Below are 15,621 nucleotides of genomic sequence, written 5' to 3' on the forward strand. Positions count from 1 at the left end.
TCCTCGCTCTATCTCGCCAACGATCCGATCCCGAAGATCAACCGAACTGCTCTTGCCCATGATCCACCTCCAACAACGGTGAATCATAAATTTGCACCAAAGGGAATCCCCGCGATTCAGATTAATTACGCGACGCTCTAAGCGGGCGAAAAGGCTGAGTTGCGCGTAATCAATCGGGGTCGGCAACCATGGCGACAATCAACTCCTGGGGGAAATACAGCGTAAAAATTGCGCCCCCTTCGGAATGATTGGCGGCCGCCAGCCTGATGCCAAGCGCGTCGGAAAATCCTTTTGCGATGGCCAGCCCCAAACCGCTGCCTCCGTGGCGATCACTCCCTTTGCCTCGCGCGAAGGTGTCAAAGATCATTTGCTCTGCGCCAGCCGCCAATCCTTCGCCTCTATCGCGTATAGTAAGCAAGACGGCGTCGGGCGTGCGCTGTCCCACAATCGAAATGGGTCCGGCTTCGCCGCCATGTTGGACCGCGTTGGCGACAAGATTGAGCAAGATGTGGTGGAGCAGCCGCTCGTCGGTCCTGACGAACGGAAGGTTGGCGGGAACTTGAAAATCGATATGATGCCCGCGAAGCATATCTTTGAGGTCATGGACGACGCCAGCGACTGCATCGGTCAGGTCGACCGACGCCATGCTGAGGTGGACCCCTCCCGCGTCGATGCGAACCAGTTCTATCAGATTGTCGAGAAAACGGCGGAGGCGCGACAGTTCGGCGCGCGCGGTCGGCAGCGCCCGCGCGCCTGGATGCTCGACGCCGATCGCCTCGATCGCTGCGGTTACCCCGGTCAGCGGCGTGCGCAGGTCGTGGCCTATCGACGACAGCAACGCTGCGCGCAGCCGGTCACGCTCTTCGAGCACCGACAGGCTGCGCATCTCGTCCTCAAGATACAGTCGCTCATGCGCGAGTGCCGCTTGTCCGATCAGCGTCGCGAGTAAGGTCGCCTTGTCGGCGGCGACCGGCGCGCTGTCATCGTCGCGCGCGATACCAAGCACCGCCAGCACGCCGAGGCTGGTCTTGAGCGGGTGGAACTGCCAGTCCGATGCCAACAAGGTACCGGTGCCGCGTCCCGCCGGTTCACCGCTATTCCATGCCCATTCGGCTGCGGCCTGATCGACCGGCGAAATCGTCGCCTCGCGCGGACGCGCCACGATCAGGCCCAAGACACCATCGGATTCGGCGAGCATGACGCAGCGCACTCCGAGCAGTCGCGACACTTCTTCGCAAGTGGCGACCGCAGTCGCCTCGCGATCCGAAGCGCGTGCCAGCATCTGCCCGAAAGCCGCGAGCGCGGCATTTTCCTCGGCGCTGCGCACCCCGATGCGGGCGCGTGTTCGCAGACGTCCTGCAAGGTTGCTGGTCACCGCCGCCACCCCGGTCAACACCAGCATTGTCAGCACGCTTTGGGGATCGGCGATGGTGAAGGTGTGAAGCGGGTCGAGGAAGAAGAAATTGAATGCCAGCGCAGCGGCGATGCTAGCGAATAGCCCAGGGCGCAGGCCAAAAAGCGTGGCGGTGACGATCACCGGGACCAGATAGAGCAAATCGACAGCGCCGCGTCCGATCAACGGTTGTGAAAATTTGGCAAGCAACGTGGTCGCTGCAATCAGTATCAGCGCGCTCAAATAGGCCGCAGGTTGGCCCCAGCCGCGCAGCCAGCCTTTCCACCCAGCCTCGCTGGTCGCCGTTTCGGGGGACGGAATGACGTGCACCGCCAGGTCTCTGGACCCGCGGATCAGCGTTTCGACCACCGAACCATGGCGCAGTTCGAACCACCAGCTGCGCTGCGAGCGGCCGATGATCAGCTGGGTCGCGCGCTGCGCCTCGATCTGGCCGCGCAGTCCGGCGATGACATTTTCAGACGGGATGGTGGCGATTGTCGCGCCGAGGGTCGCGGCGAGCGACAGCGCCGCGGCGATCCGGCGCTTGGCATCCTCGTCGAAATTCTCGCTGCGCGGGGTTTCGATATGCACTGCGGTCCAGGGCGCGTTGAGTCCATCGGCAAGCCGTTTGGCGGTGCGGACCAGTGCATCTGCACCAGGCTGTTCGCTGATCGCGACCAGGATGCGCTCGCCCGCAGCATAGGTCCCTGCCAAGCCCCTGGCATCCAGGTCGTGCAGCATCTGGCGATCGACGCTGAGCGCGGCGCGGCGCAGCGCCATTTCGCGCAGCGCCGACAGGTTCGGTTTGGAAAAGAAGTGGCCAAGTGCGCGGGATGCTTCCTGCGGCACATAGACTTTGCCGTCCTTCAACCGATCGATCAGCTCGTCGGGCGGCAGATCGACGAGCTTGATCTCGGCGCCCTCGAATACGCTGTCGGGCACGGTCTCACGCACCCGGACGCGCGTGAAGCTGGCGATGACGTCGTTGAGGCTTTCGACATGCTGTATGTTGAGCGTCGTATAGACGTCGATGCCGGCATCAAGCAGTTCGGCGACATCCTGCCAGCGTTTGGGATGGCGACTGCCCTCAACATTGGTGTGCGCATATTCATCGACCAACGCGAGTTCGGGCGCGCGGCGCAGCACGGCGTCGAGGTCCATTTCCGTGAGCGTTTGGCCACGATACTCGACCTCGCGGCGTGCGATGATCTCCTGCCCGGCCAGCAATGCTTCGGTTTCGGCGCGGCCGTGCGTTTCCACTACCGCCACCACTACGTCGACCCCGTCGCGTTTCAGTACCGCGCCTTCCTGAAGCATCGCATATGTTTTGCCGACCCCCGGTGCGGCGCCGAGGAATATCTTGAGTTGGCCGCGGTCCTCGCGCCGCGCCTGACGTAACAGGGCGTCGGGCGAAGGACGTTTTTCCGAAGAGGGCGGCGTCGACATCGGCGAGGCTTAGACGAACGCGGTTGCCACCGCCAAGGGGCCACGATCGAACTTTACGGAAACCTTATGCCAATCGGCAAATTCCCCCGCGAAACTTTACGGCGAAGCGGCGTAGCGGCGACCACATACTGTCGGATTTCCTCTGGCATCCGCCCCTGGACCGACTTCACCGGAGAATATCCATGTCCGATTTATTGTGGCTCGGCCTGCTCGCCCTGCTCTTCGCGGCGACGCTCGGTTACGCGCGCCTTTGCGACGGCGCCTAAGCGATGAGCACCTCGCTGATCCTCGCCGGAGTCACCGCCGCCGTCCTCCTCGTCTATCTGCTCGTCGCTTTGCTGCGGCCTGAGCGTTTCTGATCGGAACCTGACATGACCGTCGCCGGCTGGAGCCTTATCCTGTTATTCATTGCCGTTACCATCGCGCTCGCCAAGCCGATGGGAATCTGGCTATTTGCGCTTTATGAAGGGCGCGCCACCCCGCTGCACCGGGTGCTCGGCCCGGTCGAGCGCGGTTTCTATCGCCTTGCCGGGATAGACCCCAATGAGGAGCAAGGGTGGCGGCGCTACGCGCTGCACATGCTGTTGTTCAACGTCGCGCTGCTACTGTTTACCTATGCCGTTCTGCGGATGCAGGGCGTGCTGCCGGGCAATCCGCAGGGGTTCGGCGCGGTCGGCGCCGATGGCGCTTTCAACACCGCGGTCAGCTTTACCACCAACACCAACTGGCAATGGTATTCGGGCGAGACGACGCTGTCGAACCTGTCGCAGATGCTCGGCCTGACGATCCAGAACTTCTTGTCGGCAGCGACCGGCGTCGCGATTGCCTTCGCCCTCTTCCGCGGCTTTGCGCGGCGCGAGATGAAGACGATTGGTAATTTCTGGGCCGATGTGACGCGTGTCACGCTCTACCTCCTCCTCCCGATCTGTATCGTTTATGCGATCTTCCTGATCTCGAGCGGGGTGCCGCAGACATTGGCTGGATCAATCGACGCGACGACGCTCGAAGGAGCGAAACAGACGATCGCACTCGGGCCTGTCGCGAGCCAGGAAGCCATCAAGATGCTGGGCACCAATGGCGGCGGCTTCTTTAACGCCAACAGCGCGCATCCGTTCGAAAACCCGACCGCGCTGACCAACCTGGTCCAGATGCTGTCGATTTTTTCCATCGGCGTTGGGCTGACCTGGTGCTTCGGCAAAGCGGTCGGCGACACGCGCCAGGGCTGGGCGATCCTCGCCGCGATGGGCGTGCTGTTCGTAGCGGGGGTTACCGTGGCCTATTGGCAAGAGGCAACCGGCAACCCTGCGCTCCACCAGCTTGGCGTCATGGGCGGCAATATGGAGGGCAAGGAGGTGCGCTTCGGCATCGCCGCCTCTGCCCTGTTCGCGGTCGTCACCACCGCCGCATCGTGCGGCGCGGTCAATGCGATGCACGACAGCTTTACTGCGCTCGGTGGTATGATCCCGCTGTTCAACATGCAGCTCGGCGAAATCGTCGTGGGCGGCGTCGGGGCGGGCATCTACGGCTTTCTGCTGTTTGCCATCCTCGCAGTGTTCGTCGCCGGGCTGATGGTCGGGCGCACTCCTGAATATGTCGGCAAGAAGATCGAAGCTCGCGAGGTCAAGCTCGCGGTGCTCGCGATCGCGATCCTGCCGCTCGTCATTCTGGGGTTCACCGCGATCGCCAGCGTGCTGCCGGCGGGCCTCGCAGGTCCGCTCAATAAGGGGCCGCACGGCTTTTCGGAAATCCTCTACGCGTTCACTTCCGGCGCCGGTAACAATGGGTCGGCCTTCGCCGGGCTGAGCGCGGGCACGCCCTTCTACAACGGCATGCTAGGCGTTGCGATGTGGCTCGGGCGCTTCTTCGTGATCATCCCCGCGCTCGCTATCGCCGGCAGCCTTGCCGCCAAACGGCATGTCCCAGCGACCAGCGGCTCCTTCCCTACCACCGGTGGGTTGTGGGTCGGCCTGCTTGTCGGGGTGATCCTGATCCTTGGCGGCCTGACCTTCCTGCCCAGCCTCGCCCTTGGCCCCATCGCCGATCACCTCGCGGTGACCAGCGGCCAGCTTTTCTGAGGGATATACAGCCATGAACGCTCCAACTTCGATGTTCAGTGCCGCCCTTGTTGCCCCCGCGATGCGCGACGCCGTGCGCAAGCTCGACCCGCGCCAGCTGGTCCGCAATCCGGTGATGTTCGTCACCGCCGTGGTCGCCTCACTGCTCACCGTGCTGCTCGTCATCGGCGAACCCGGCCTGTCGCTCGGTTTCGAGATCCAGCTTGTCGTCTGGCTGTGGCTCACCGTCCTCTTCGGCACCTTTGCCGAAGCGCTCGCCGAGGGGCGCGGGCGGGCGCAAGCCGCATCACTTCGCGCCACAAAGGCCGAGCTGAAGGCAAAATTGATGCTCGGGGTCGGCGATACTTATGAGATCGTTGCCGCGAGTCAGCTCGACAAGGGCGAGATCGTCCTCGTCGAGACAGGTGACCTCATCCCCGCCGATGGCGAGGTGATCGAGGGTGTCGCATCGGTCAACGAGGCCGCGATCACCGGCGAAAGCGCGCCGGTGATCCGCGAAGCGGGCGGCGACCGCAGCGCGGTCACCACAGGCACGCGCGTCATTTCCGACCGCATCAAGGTGCAGGTCACCGCCGAACCCGGTCAGGGTTTTCTTGACCGCATGATCGCACTCGTTGAGGGCGCCGAACGCCGCAAGACCCCGAACGAGATCGCGCTTACCATCCTGCTCGTCGGGCTGACGATCATCTTCCTGATCGCCGTCTCAACGATCCCGGGCTTTGCTTCTTATGCGGGTGGATCGGTGCCGGTGGTGCTGCTCGCCGCGCTGCTCATTACGTTGATCCCGACCACGATCGCCGCATTGCTCTCGGCAATCGGCATCGCAGGCATGGACCGGCTCGTGCGTTTCAACGTGCTCGCCAAATCGGGGCGCGCAGTCGAGGCCGCGGGCGACGTCGATGTGCTGCTCCTCGACAAGACCGGCACGATCACCATCGGCGACCGTCAGGCCAGCGAGTTCCGCGCGCTGACGGGGATCGAGATCGACCGGCTGGCGGAAGCGGCGTTACTGTCCAGTCTGGCCGACGAAACCCCCGAGGGCCGCTCGGTCGTCGCACTGGCGCGCGAACGCTATGCGATCCGTGTCGAGACGCTGCCCGCCGGGTCAGACGTCATCGCCTTCACGGCGCAAACCCGCCTGTCAGGCGTGACGGTCGCGGGCATCACCATCCAAAAAGGCGCGGTCGATTCGGTGTTGAAAGCGCATCCTCAGGACGAAGCGAGCCCTGCGGTTCAGGAAATGCGCCGCATCACAGACGAAATTGCACGCTCAGGAGGCACACCGCTCGCGGTGATCCGCGACGGTCGGTTGCTCGGCGCCATCCACTTGAAGGACGTCGTGAAAGCAGGTGTGCGCGAACGCTTCGGCGAGCTGCGCAAAATGGGCATCCGCACCGTGATGATAACCGGCGACAACCCGCTGACCGCAGCCGCGATCGCGGCCGAGGCCGGGGTCGACGATTTCCTGGCGCAGGCGACGCCCGAAGACAAGCTGGCGCTGATCCGACGGGAACAGGCCGAAGGCCGCCTAGTAGCGATGTGCGGCGACGGCACCAACGACGCCCCTGCCCTCGCGCAGGCCGACGTCGGGGTCGCGATGAACACGGGGACGCAGGCGGCGCGCGAGGCGGGTAATATGGTCGACCTAGACAGCGATCCGACCAAGCTGATCGAGATCGTCGGGCTGGGCAAACAATTGCTGATGACGCGCGGCGCGCTGACGACCTTTTCGGTCGCCAACGATGTCGCCAAATATTTCGCGATCATCCCGGCGATCTTTGTCGTCCTCTATCCGCAGCTCGGGGTGCTCAACGTGATGGGGTTGGCGACGCCGGAAAGTGCGGTGCTGTCGGCGATCATCTTCAACGCGCTGATCATCCCCTGCCTCGTCCCGCTCGCGCTGAAGGGCGTGCGCTATCGACCGATGCCCGCGGGCCAGCTGCTCGGGCGCAACCTGTCGGTGTTCGGCCTCGGCGGCCTCGTCGCGCCCTTTGTGGGCATCAAGCTGATCGACCTCGCCGTGTCCGGCCTCCACCTCGCTTAAGGACCAATCGATGTTCAACGACCTTAAATCCGCCGTCCGCCCCGCGCTGGTGCTGACGCTGCTGTTCGCGGCGCTGCTCGGCATCGCTTATCCGCTCGCGCTGACCGGGATCGGGCAGACGCTATTCCCGGCGCAGGCGAACGGCAGCCTGATCCGCGACGGTGACACCGTCGTCGGGTCCGACCTGATCGGCCAGAAATTCACCGGCCCGACCTATTTCCGTGGTCGCCCTTCCGCAGCGGGTGCTGACGGTTATGATGCCGCTGCATCGGGCAGTTCGAACCTCGGCCCCGCCTCGCGGGCGCTCACCGACCGCGTCAATGCCGATATTACCACCCTTGCCGAGACGACACCGAGCTCTCCTGTCCCGCCTGACCTGGTGACGGCCTCTGCCTCGGGGCTTGATCCCCATATCAGCCCCGAGGCAGCCTTTTCGCAAGTGAACCGCATTGCCGCCGCCCGTCGCCTCCCCGCCGCTCAGGTCCGCTCGCTCGTCGCGGCGGCGGTCGAGCAACCGGCGCTTGGCTTCCTTGGCGAACCGCAGGTCAATGTGCTGCTGCTCAATCGCGCACTCGACGAGTCAGTCGCACAAAAGTAGGGTGGAGACATGGTGCAAACCGCAAAAATTCTGGTCGTGGAAGACGATCTCCACATCCGCCGATTGCTGCGAACAACGATGCAGCGTGCAGGTCATGCGGTTGTCGAGGCAGCTGATGCACGCCAGGCAGTTTCGCTGCTGGATATTGAACAGCCTGATGTCGTCCTCCTCGACCTAGGTTTGCCGGATCGCGACGGGCTCGAATTGATAGGACCCATTCGTCGTCGCTCAACCGCGATCATCATCGTGGTCTCTGCGCGCGACGACAGCAGCGAAAAGGTCACAGCGCTCGATCTGGGTGCCGACGATTATGTCACGAAGCCGTTCGACACCGACGAATTGCTTGCCCGGATCCGCACCGCGCTTCGCCATCGGCGGACAGCTGCCGCGGGGGACGATGTGACCGTGGTAGAAGCAGGGTCCGTGCGGATTGACCTTGAGCATCGGCGCGTATCTAAAGATGGGTTAGACGTTCATCTAACACCAAAAGAATATGCCGTTCTTGCCGAACTGGCACGTCGGCCGGACCGTGTGCTCAGCCATACCCAGCTGTTGAAATCGGTGTGGGGACCTGCGCACGTCGAGAGGGTGGAATATTTGCGGATCGCTGTGCGCGGTCTGCGTCAAAAGCTTGAGGCGGATCCCACTCAGCCGAAGCTCATAATAAATGAACTGGCAGTTGGCTATCGGCTTCGCGCGTGAGTTTTCTGCCGACCCGCCGACCGACTTAGCTAGGGATTGACGCCTCACATCAAATGGCAGCTATCAGCGGAACGCAATTTTTCGCCGGGTACTTCCAAGTGGATTCTGGCGCGAGAATGGCAGAAGTCTCCATTGGCTTTGTCATTTGACAGGGCGACGTGGATCGCCCTCAAAGCGGTCGATGTTTAAGTTTGCTAATATCCTGTTCCGTCTCGCGCGAACTGCCGGTTTCGGACCGCTCTTTAACTGCTGGCTACGACTTAATTTGGGAGCGAAGCCGACGTCAGCGCGCCTTCTCAAGACAAATGCTGACCGGCGCTGACCAGTTGGTAGGGGCCGGTCGCCAGCACATCCGTTCTTGGATGGACTTCTACACTACCAATTGAAAACGCCGCCGGATTGGCGGCGGCGTCTTGATATAAAGTAAAACAATTTACCGAATTACGGCACCCCATTTCGTAGCCGCATTTAGGAACGCAAAAAACCCCCCCGGGTGTTGGGCGCCGGCGTCTTCATAGAGAGTAAACCAATTAGCCGAATGACGGCACCGCTTTGCGTCGCCGCTTTTCGGAACGCAATACGCCGCCGATAAGTCCGAAGCCCATTAGCATCATTGCCCATGTGGTAGGCTCAGGGACGGCACTTACGCCATCCGAGAAAAACCCAAGTTGATTGCCCGATAGCGCGACGTTCGAAATACGAACGTTGTCGATCGAACCCTTCACAAATTGCGTATCTTTAGAATATCGGGCTCCAATGACCAAACCTTGGTTCAAATTGCCACTGAGACTTCCCGTGGTAGCAGCGCTGCCAACCAATGTACCGTCTAAGTAGGCGCGCTGAACGCTTCCGTCCCAACTAAATGCAATGTGATGCCAAGCGTTAGTCGATATGCTTTCAGACCCGCCGTTTATGCTGATCGGACTCAAGCCGTTTGCCCAGGTGCTGATAACGCCGTTGGAGTAGTCACCTAGCACAATGTAATTGCTGCCTTGATACAGGCTCAAATAATGGACGTTGCTTTGATAAGTTGCGACATTTACCCATGCTTCCAAGGTGAATGCACTCAACGAGATATTGGTGAAGGCAGACGCTGCAAAGTCGTTGATACCATCTAGCGATAAGGCTTGCCCAAATTTTCCGGCGCCGTACGTGGCGCCGTTAGATAGGGTCGCGTTCAGGCCATTGCCCGATGTATCTATGCCAGTGCCGTCAAACTTATATTCCACCACGACTGCCGCGGTGGCAATCTGCGGAACCGACGCTGCAAATACAGCCGCCAGCAAAAATCCACGCTTCATTGATAATCTCCCCGGCGGCTCAGCATTCAATCCTGGTTGCGTTCGAATTGCCTCTGCCACAATGCACACGACCCGAGGCACGCGATAACACGAGCAAAACGATTAAGATAGCTTAACAACGAAGATTTGTCCCATATCGAAACACGTTACCGCGCACGAGCGGCGTGCGCATGGACGGTTCTCTCCGGGCATTGCGGGCTGCGACGATCAGGGTAGATACAAACACTCGCAGATATTATGCTGACACAAACACGGTGAACGACCGCTTTTTGGGGAGCGGTCCCGACGGCGGCTAACAAGCTTCTCGGCAGGATATTGGGTCGCCAGCTTCATCGCCTCCTCTGCGTCGGCGCGCAGCCAAGCATCATGTGCGTCAGGGGGCAGGATGACCGGCTTCATGGGCCCGGCAAATGTGCACGCCAAGGCAGACGATCACGAAAAAGACGGGAACCCCATGCGAGCGGATCGACGAGCTTAAAGATGACGCTGAGCCAACCCGGATGAGTTAGAGATGCTCGCCGACCTGTGGTGGGTCACGCCAGAAGGGCTGCGGCGATCTATCGAAGAGGCTAAAGTCACCTCTTGCTCGCCGCTACCGTCGTTCCGGCGGGTCAATCGTTCAACTGCACCCCAACTGCCGTGTGGGACGGCGATGGGCCAATCTGGTGTGCCGAGAGGCCGCATATCCGCCTATCTGGTATCGCGGCGCGCGAAAGGGACGGGACGGGCAGTCCGGGGCATCCCTGCCCTGCGGCTGACCTAATCGCTGCGCGTGATCATCTTGTTTCCCTGCTAAGCAAGCGCGGCGGCGTTCGGCCCTCTGGCCATGTATCAGTGAGCGGTTCGACAAGGCGCTGGCGGCAATCGGACCGCCGCCTTCTTCACGTCGCCCCGCTCGGGCGACATATCCTGCGCTATGGTCCGCGATGGCTATGCCGCGAAATCGGACAGATACTGGCAAGACCATCGCTGCAACTGACGTCAATGGAATTCGCCGACGACATGCCGCTAATTGGACTTGTTAACCGACGCGCTCCATAACGTTTCTGAGGGGCAGAATATGCGACTGACGGAAATCTGTGCGGCGGCAGCGGTTCTATCCATGTCACCAATGCCGACCAATGCGCATGGCGGCGGCCTGGCGGCCGATGGCTGCCACAATGATCGTAAGAACGGCGGTAGGCATTGCCACCGCGCTCCCGCACGGTCCGCCCCGGCGGCGGACCGACCGCAACGTCTGTCAGGCGGAACAACCTATTTTGCCAACTGTACGGCCGCGCGCGCAGCGGGGGCGGCGCCTGTTCGCCGCGGTGATCCTGGATATGCGCTCCACTTAGACCGGGACCGAGATGGCGTAGGATGCGAGTGAGCAAATTCGCTCGCTAGCCGCCCTAATGGCCAGCCGCTTTCCGGATGTGACGGGGCCAGCTTGAACGATTGAAATCGGCGCGAACGTGACGGTTGTTGGTACCGGGCGTTAAGAACAAGTTCGATAACTTGCGCCGCCGCTTTTCGCCGAAGCATGCACATATGCGGCGGGCGCCCGGCGCGGACGCGATATCACAATGTCGGCGAGTGGGCGACGGCTTAGGCAAAACAATCGCTCTCAATTTGAGAATGTCTCGCGATTTGCGGTTGTCGGCTCGAGACGCTGGATTAACCTGGCCGTCGGAGAGAAAAAGAATTGAATATCCAACCCATCGCAGTTGCAATGGTCCGTGTGGCACCGTTCGGCTGCGGGAGAGCCGAGCCGCGTCGCCAGCTATATTTCGAAGCCCACATCGATGAGGCGCGAGAGATCGTGGAGGGATGCCGCGACGGGTCGGTTCGCGGAGATGAATGCACGAATGCCGAGCGGGCGCTCAGCCGCAATGAAGCAAAAGAAAGAAGCAAGAGGTTCCTCGGCGACGGCAAGGCCTACACGCCCCGCTGATCTGAGGCTTTATAAGCCGGCGTCAGATCGCAATTGATCAAGTTTCTCGCAGCAAAGCTGCTCCACGACATCCCGCAATTTCTTCGCGGAACCGGCCAGTGCCCCCAAGTCCTCAATACCAATTTCGTAGTTGGGTGAATACCGCGCCTCAACATAGGCACGTTTCAACAGCTCAAAGCGCCGCCGGTCGAGTTTGCTCTCGCGCGGCCAAGCTTGAACAAGCCTAGGCTCCCGGTCCTCCGAAAGCGACCGCAGGAACTTTATGTTATGAGAGCGCGGAAAATAGAAGGTTTGTGCCAGCAAGTAGCAAGCATAGGCCCGTTCCACGGCCTGATGAAGAGAGAAGGCAACATCCTTGCGCCAGCCGGCATCTTCCAACCCTTCGGCCTTTTGAAGTTCCACTGTCCGCAAGGCTCGCTGAATTGCAGGAAATCCCTCGCTGAAATACGCTAATGCCATCTCATAGGCGTCGGCCGCCGTCAGAGGCTTCGGAATCGCCAGCGCATGGTTCGGCAACTCATAAAGCATGATGCCGTCGCGGAGGATGTCGACCCAGAAATACTCGCCGCGGCTGAGCGCGCGATTCACTTCGTCGAGGGTGTGCACGATGATGTTGAGTGTCCGTCCGACCGCCGGATCGCGCAGGATCTTGTCCTCGGCGATATACCAGTGATCGGCGATATCGGTCAGGTCGCTATGGCTCACGATGATCAGGACGTCGAAATCGGACTGGTAGCCGTTTTCGGGTTCATCGACCCAGTCGTTGCGCGCATAGCTCCCGAACAAAACGATCTTCAGAATCTTGCCATTGCGCTTCACGTCCTTCGTCGAGCGCTCGATCGAGCGCGCAAACTCTTCCATGAGCACCTGCTTGATGCGCTCGAGTTCGCCCTGCTGCTTGGAAGGAAGATGGTCGATTTCTGTTTTCATTTCAGCGCAAAATCTGGCCGACATTCTGCGCGCTGGCAAGTCAAACCCGATTCAATCCGGACCAAATACCTGCCGCGCGGGGACTGCCCCCCTGCACTACTTGCCATCACGAAATCTGCGGTCCGCTTCGGCCGCGGCCGATCGTCCAGCTAACCCCGCGCTCGCGCGCGATCCCGGCGACGTCCTTCCCGACATGACGATCGAGCACCGGCTTCCAGGGCACGAGCGTGAATTCCCTGGCCTTCTCGACCAGGCCATAACGGCCGCCGGCGGCATCGATCCGGCGCGCCAATTTCCCCTCGACCCATTCGCCGTTTGCGCTCTCGGCGAACTCCTTTTCAAGTTCGCTCGCAAGGCGCCGCGCGAGCCTAAGCAATTCGCGGCGCTGGAGCGCGGCCAGCGCCCCCTTCCGGTAAGCTATTCCTTCGCCCGCCGGATCGGCAAGTTCCTCGTCGATCAGCCACTGCTGCCGAAGCGCCATCGCGGTACGAACCTCACGCCCGAACCCCTTGTTGCGAGCCGAAGTTCGCACGCTGCCCGAGGCGTCGCGATCGAGCCACGTCACCGCTTCAGCGCGGACCAGTTGATCGATCGGCACCGGAGACAGGATTTCTACCGCGATGGGTCGGTCCCTCGCGGCACTCGTCTCGAAACTGGCCGCGCGCTCGAGATGATCGGCCGCGATCGTCCAGCTGCCATCGCCTGCCCGTTCGACAAAACCGCCCTGCCGACGCATCGCTTCGAGCCGCCGGACATGCGTCTCGATATAGGCCGCGGACGCGCCAGGATCATGGCGCAAATTGGCGGCCTCGTCGTAGCGCCCGCCATTGTTCGCCGCGATCGCGGCGATCATGTGGTCGACCTCGCGAACGCCGCGCGGCGCGGGCAGAATCCGGACGATGCTGTTTTCGGGCAGGGGTTCGACGGCATCCCCCTTCCCTATGCCGACATAATGGCTGCGCCCGTCAATGCCGTCGACAATCAGGAAATGCCGGTCGGCGAACTCATCGGCGAGGCCGCGCATGACGATGCGGCCGACGAGCGGTTCGGCGAGCGGCGCGCCATCGTCATGAACGACACGATCGGCAGGCGCGCCGGCGCGCGACCGGGCCGTCAGTTCGCGCTGCATCGTGCGGATGATATCGCCGCGCTCGCCCATCTGGGTCAGCGTCGCGCGCAGGTCCTTCGCCAATCGCCACTGCCCGGGTGCCACCTCCTCGGCCAAACCAAGCGCGCCGAGCTTCTGTAATCTCCCTGCCCACAGCGACTGGACGAAGGGGTCGCGGTGCCGCGCCGCGACGAGCAGGCGCGCATCGGCTTCGCCAAGCAATTGGCGGTCGGTTTCGGTGAGCCGCTCGGCGCCGACGTCGCGCCGCATCCGCGTCTCGATTTCGAGCTGCGTCCGGGGTCCGAGATGGAGCGTGGCGATCTCGCTCGCGCGGGCGCGCAGGCCGTGCGCGATATATTCGCGGGCGATGATCAGATCCTTGCCGCGATCGTCCTTGCCGCGCAGCATGATATGGCTGTGCGGATGGCCGGTATTATAATGATCGACGGCGACCCAATCGAGCTTCGTGCCAAGGTCCTCTTCCATCTGCGCCATGACGCGCCGGACGAACGGCTTGAGATCGGAATAAAGGTCCCCCTCCTCGGCCGACACGATGAAGCGGAATTGATGCCGGTCGCCGGCGGCGCGATCGAGGAACGACTTGCCGTCGGCAACGTCGGTTTCGGCGGCGTAAAGTTCGCCCGGATCGCCTTCGCGGGTGACGCCATCGCGCTGGATATATTTGAGGTGCGCGTGTGCCGCACCGAGCCCCTTCGAACCGAGCCTGACGAGCCGTGTCTTCACGATCACGCGCCGCATCGAAGCGCGGTTGCCGATGCCGCGCGAGGCCAGCAGCCGGCCATTCGCCGCGCCGCGCCCGATCCGGCTGCCGTCAAAGGCGCTGCGGCGCTTCGCTGAGGCGCTGCCCATGGCGGCACCCGCGGCGAGAAGCCGGCCGAGATATTTGCGCGCCTTCTTGCCACGCGTCGCGCGCATCTTGCCGAGCCTGGTTTCGAAATCCTCATCGTCGGCGCTCACCAGCTGCCGACCCCCGGAATCTCGCCCGAACCCGCGAAAATCCGCCAACGGCTGCGTGACGGTCTCGTACCGCAGAAGCAAGTCCCGCGACAAAATGATGTGCAGGCAATGGCATCTTTTCGCCGGCGGGGCTGTGCTTTTAACTTGCCTTCGCCATTCCTGCCTGCTGACCCGGCGTCAAAGCTTTCAGCCGACCCCGCTACAGATTTTCCCGCACCGTCTGTCCCCGCTCGGCAAGCTCCCGGACAAGCCATTCCTCGCCGCTGTCGCTCTCCCAGATTTCGCCGCACGCGAAGAGGCCGACGGGGATTGCAGCCGCTGCGGCAAAGCTGGTCGGGCCGCACGCAACGATGCCGCGCTGGAGCGTGCTCAGCCTGACCGCGATCGCCTTCGCAGAATAGGTCGTCATCGTCTCTCCAAAGCGCGCCTTGCGGCGCTCTTCGAGTGCCGTTTGCGCCGAGGAAAATGCGAGAGAGCAGCGCCTTGTCGGCGCCGCTCCCGCATGCGAACTTCGCGCGTTCACCCCAGGCTTTCGTAAGCGCTCTCGGCGTCGCCGCGCCGCTTGAACTGCCGCAGCCCGAGCAACGCCTCGACCCCGTCGATCGCGTCCAGAAGCACGACCGCGACATAGAAAAGACCATCGAGAAATCCGAAGACCGCCACCCGGTCGAGCGCCTCGCCGTCGCCGTCATCAAGTCGTTCATAGTTGCCGATCCACTTCTCGCGCTGCCGCGCTTCCCAGTAGAAATCGGCCCCCTCGGCTTCGATGAAATGGCGTGCGAGACCCTCCGCCGCGCTGCGTCCGAACGCGCCTTCAAGCCCCGAAACGATCCGATCGAACACGCCATCCGACGCCATTGCGATAGCGACTGCGCCCATGATATCCTCATTGAACATGCGATCCCAAAGTCGGGAACAAGTTCAACGAGACGGGGGGGGGGGGGGGGGGGGGGGGCCCCCGCGGGGGGCGGGGGGGGGGGGGGCGGCGGGGGGGGGGGGGGCGGGGGGCTGGGGGGGGGGCGTGCGGGGGGGGGGCGGGGGGGGGGGGGGGGGGGGGGGGGGGGGGGGGGGGGGGGGGGGGGGGGGGGGGGGGGGGGGGGGGGGGGAGGGGGG

At 62.5% G+C, this 15,621-nt stretch carries 13 protein-coding genes; 7 read left to right on the forward strand and 6 right to left on the reverse strand.

Going from position 1 to position 15,621, the window contains the following annotated elements; all coding sequences use genetic code 11:
- Positions 1-169: 169 nt before the first annotated feature.
- Positions 170-2,839 (reverse strand): sensor histidine kinase KdpD, encoded by a 2,670-nt coding sequence (locus K0M74_RS16115; RefSeq protein ID WP_293974772.1) that lies wholly within the window; start codon positions 2,837-2,839, stop codon positions 170-172.
- Between the two features lie 269 nt (positions 2,840-3,108).
- Here K0M74_RS16115 and kdpF point away from each other — a divergent pair, with 269 nt between their 5' ends.
- The 5 genes from kdpF to K0M74_RS16140 are packed head-to-tail and all read left to right on the forward strand — an operon-like array spanning position 3,109 to position 8,258.
- Positions 3,109-3,198, forward strand: a complete 90-nt coding sequence (gene kdpF / locus K0M74_RS16120; RefSeq protein ID WP_293974775.1) for a K(+)-transporting ATPase subunit F — start codon at positions 3,109-3,111, stop codon at positions 3,196-3,198.
- A gap of 12 nt (positions 3,199-3,210) precedes the next feature.
- Positions 3,211-4,914: a potassium-transporting ATPase subunit KdpA gene (kdpA, locus tag K0M74_RS16125; RefSeq protein WP_293974776.1), complete on the forward strand. Its 1,704-nt coding sequence runs from the start codon at positions 3,211-3,213 to the stop codon at positions 4,912-4,914.
- Positions 4,915-4,927: 13 nt separating this feature from the next.
- Positions 4,928-6,958: a potassium-transporting ATPase subunit KdpB gene (kdpB, locus tag K0M74_RS16130; protein WP_293974779.1), complete on the forward strand. Its 2,031-nt coding sequence runs from the start codon at positions 4,928-4,930 to the stop codon at positions 6,956-6,958.
- A gap of 10 nt (positions 6,959-6,968) precedes the next feature.
- A complete protein-coding gene (gene kdpC / locus K0M74_RS16135) occupies positions 6,969-7,556 on the forward strand; it encodes a potassium-transporting ATPase subunit KdpC (RefSeq protein ID WP_293974782.1) in 588 nt (195 codons plus the stop codon).
- Between the two features lie 9 nt (positions 7,557-7,565).
- Positions 7,566-8,258: a response regulator transcription factor gene (locus tag K0M74_RS16140; RefSeq protein ID WP_293974784.1), complete on the forward strand. Its 693-nt coding sequence runs from the start codon at positions 7,566-7,568 to the stop codon at positions 8,256-8,258.
- A gap of 530 nt (positions 8,259-8,788) precedes the next feature.
- Here the strand turns inward: K0M74_RS16140 and K0M74_RS16145 are convergent.
- Complete coding sequence (locus K0M74_RS16145; RefSeq protein ID WP_293974785.1) at positions 8,789-9,559, reverse strand: LamG-like jellyroll fold domain-containing protein; 771 nt, start codon at positions 9,557-9,559, stop codon at positions 8,789-8,791.
- Positions 9,560-10,670: 1,111 nt separating this feature from the next.
- Between K0M74_RS16145 and K0M74_RS16150 the strand changes: the two genes are divergently transcribed.
- Entirely contained in the window at positions 10,671-10,928 is a 258-nt protein-coding gene (locus K0M74_RS16150; RefSeq protein WP_293974790.1) for an excalibur calcium-binding domain-containing protein, read from the forward strand.
- Between the two features lie 315 nt (positions 10,929-11,243).
- Positions 11,244-11,492 carry a hypothetical protein gene (locus K0M74_RS16155; RefSeq protein WP_293974786.1) on the forward strand — a complete coding sequence of 83 codons (249 nt, stop codon included), beginning with the start codon at positions 11,244-11,246 and terminating at the stop codon, positions 11,490-11,492.
- A 9-nt stretch (positions 11,493-11,501) separates the two neighbouring features.
- Here the strand turns inward: K0M74_RS16155 and K0M74_RS16160 are convergent, their stop codons facing one another.
- The 4 genes from K0M74_RS16160 to K0M74_RS16175 all read right to left on the reverse strand — a co-directional run bounded on the left by K0M74_RS16160 (position 11,502) and on the right by K0M74_RS16175 (position 15,387).
- Positions 11,502-12,422: a HEPN domain-containing protein gene (locus tag K0M74_RS16160; RefSeq protein ID WP_293974787.1), complete on the reverse strand. Its 921-nt coding sequence runs from the start codon at positions 12,420-12,422 to the stop codon at positions 11,502-11,504.
- Between the two features lie 106 nt (positions 12,423-12,528).
- Positions 12,529-14,508, reverse strand: a complete 1,980-nt coding sequence (gene rlxS, locus K0M74_RS16165; protein WP_366932685.1) for a relaxase/mobilization nuclease RlxS — start codon at positions 14,506-14,508, stop codon at positions 12,529-12,531.
- A 199-nt stretch (positions 14,509-14,707) separates the two neighbouring features.
- A complete protein-coding gene (locus tag K0M74_RS16170; protein ID WP_293974788.1) occupies positions 14,708-14,917 on the reverse strand; it encodes a hypothetical protein in 210 nt (69 codons plus the stop codon).
- 110 nt (positions 14,918-15,027) lie between these two features.
- Positions 15,028-15,387, reverse strand: a complete 360-nt coding sequence (locus K0M74_RS16175; RefSeq protein WP_293974789.1) for a hypothetical protein — start codon at positions 15,385-15,387, stop codon at positions 15,028-15,030.
- Between the last annotated feature and the right edge of the window lie 234 nt (positions 15,388-15,621).

This window comes from Sphingopyxis sp., from assembly GCF_019459305.1.
GTDB lineage: Bacteria > Pseudomonadota > Alphaproteobacteria > Sphingomonadales > Sphingomonadaceae > Sphingopyxis.

Coding starts and splice junctions, on each gene's coding strand:
- K0M74_RS16115 (WP_293974772.1), bottom strand. CDS start 2,839: ATGTCGACGCCGCCCTCTTCGGAAAAACGTCCTTCGCCCGACGCCCTG.
- kdpF (WP_293974775.1), top strand. CDS start 3,109: ATGAGCACCTCGCTGATCCTCGCCGGAGTCACCGCCGCCGTCCTCCTC.
- kdpA (WP_293974776.1), top strand. CDS start 3,211: ATGACCGTCGCCGGCTGGAGCCTTATCCTGTTATTCATTGCCGTTACC.
- kdpB (WP_293974779.1), top strand. CDS start 4,928: ATGAACGCTCCAACTTCGATGTTCAGTGCCGCCCTTGTTGCCCCCGCG.
- kdpC (WP_293974782.1), top strand. CDS start 6,969: ATGTTCAACGACCTTAAATCCGCCGTCCGCCCCGCGCTGGTGCTGACG.
- K0M74_RS16140 (WP_293974784.1), top strand. CDS start 7,566: ATGGTGCAAACCGCAAAAATTCTGGTCGTGGAAGACGATCTCCACATC.
- K0M74_RS16145 (WP_293974785.1), bottom strand. CDS start 9,559: ATGAAGCGTGGATTTTTGCTGGCGGCTGTATTTGCAGCGTCGGTTCCG.
- K0M74_RS16150 (WP_293974790.1), top strand. CDS start 10,671: ATGCCGACCAATGCGCATGGCGGCGGCCTGGCGGCCGATGGCTGCCAC.
- K0M74_RS16160 (WP_293974787.1), bottom strand. CDS start 12,422: ATGAAAACAGAAATCGACCATCTTCCTTCCAAGCAGCAGGGCGAACTC.
- K0M74_RS16170 (WP_293974788.1), bottom strand. CDS start 14,917: ATGACGACCTATTCTGCGAAGGCGATCGCGGTCAGGCTGAGCACGCTC.
- K0M74_RS16175 (WP_293974789.1), bottom strand. CDS start 15,387: ATGGGCGCAGTCGCTATCGCAATGGCGTCGGATGGCGTGTTCGATCGG.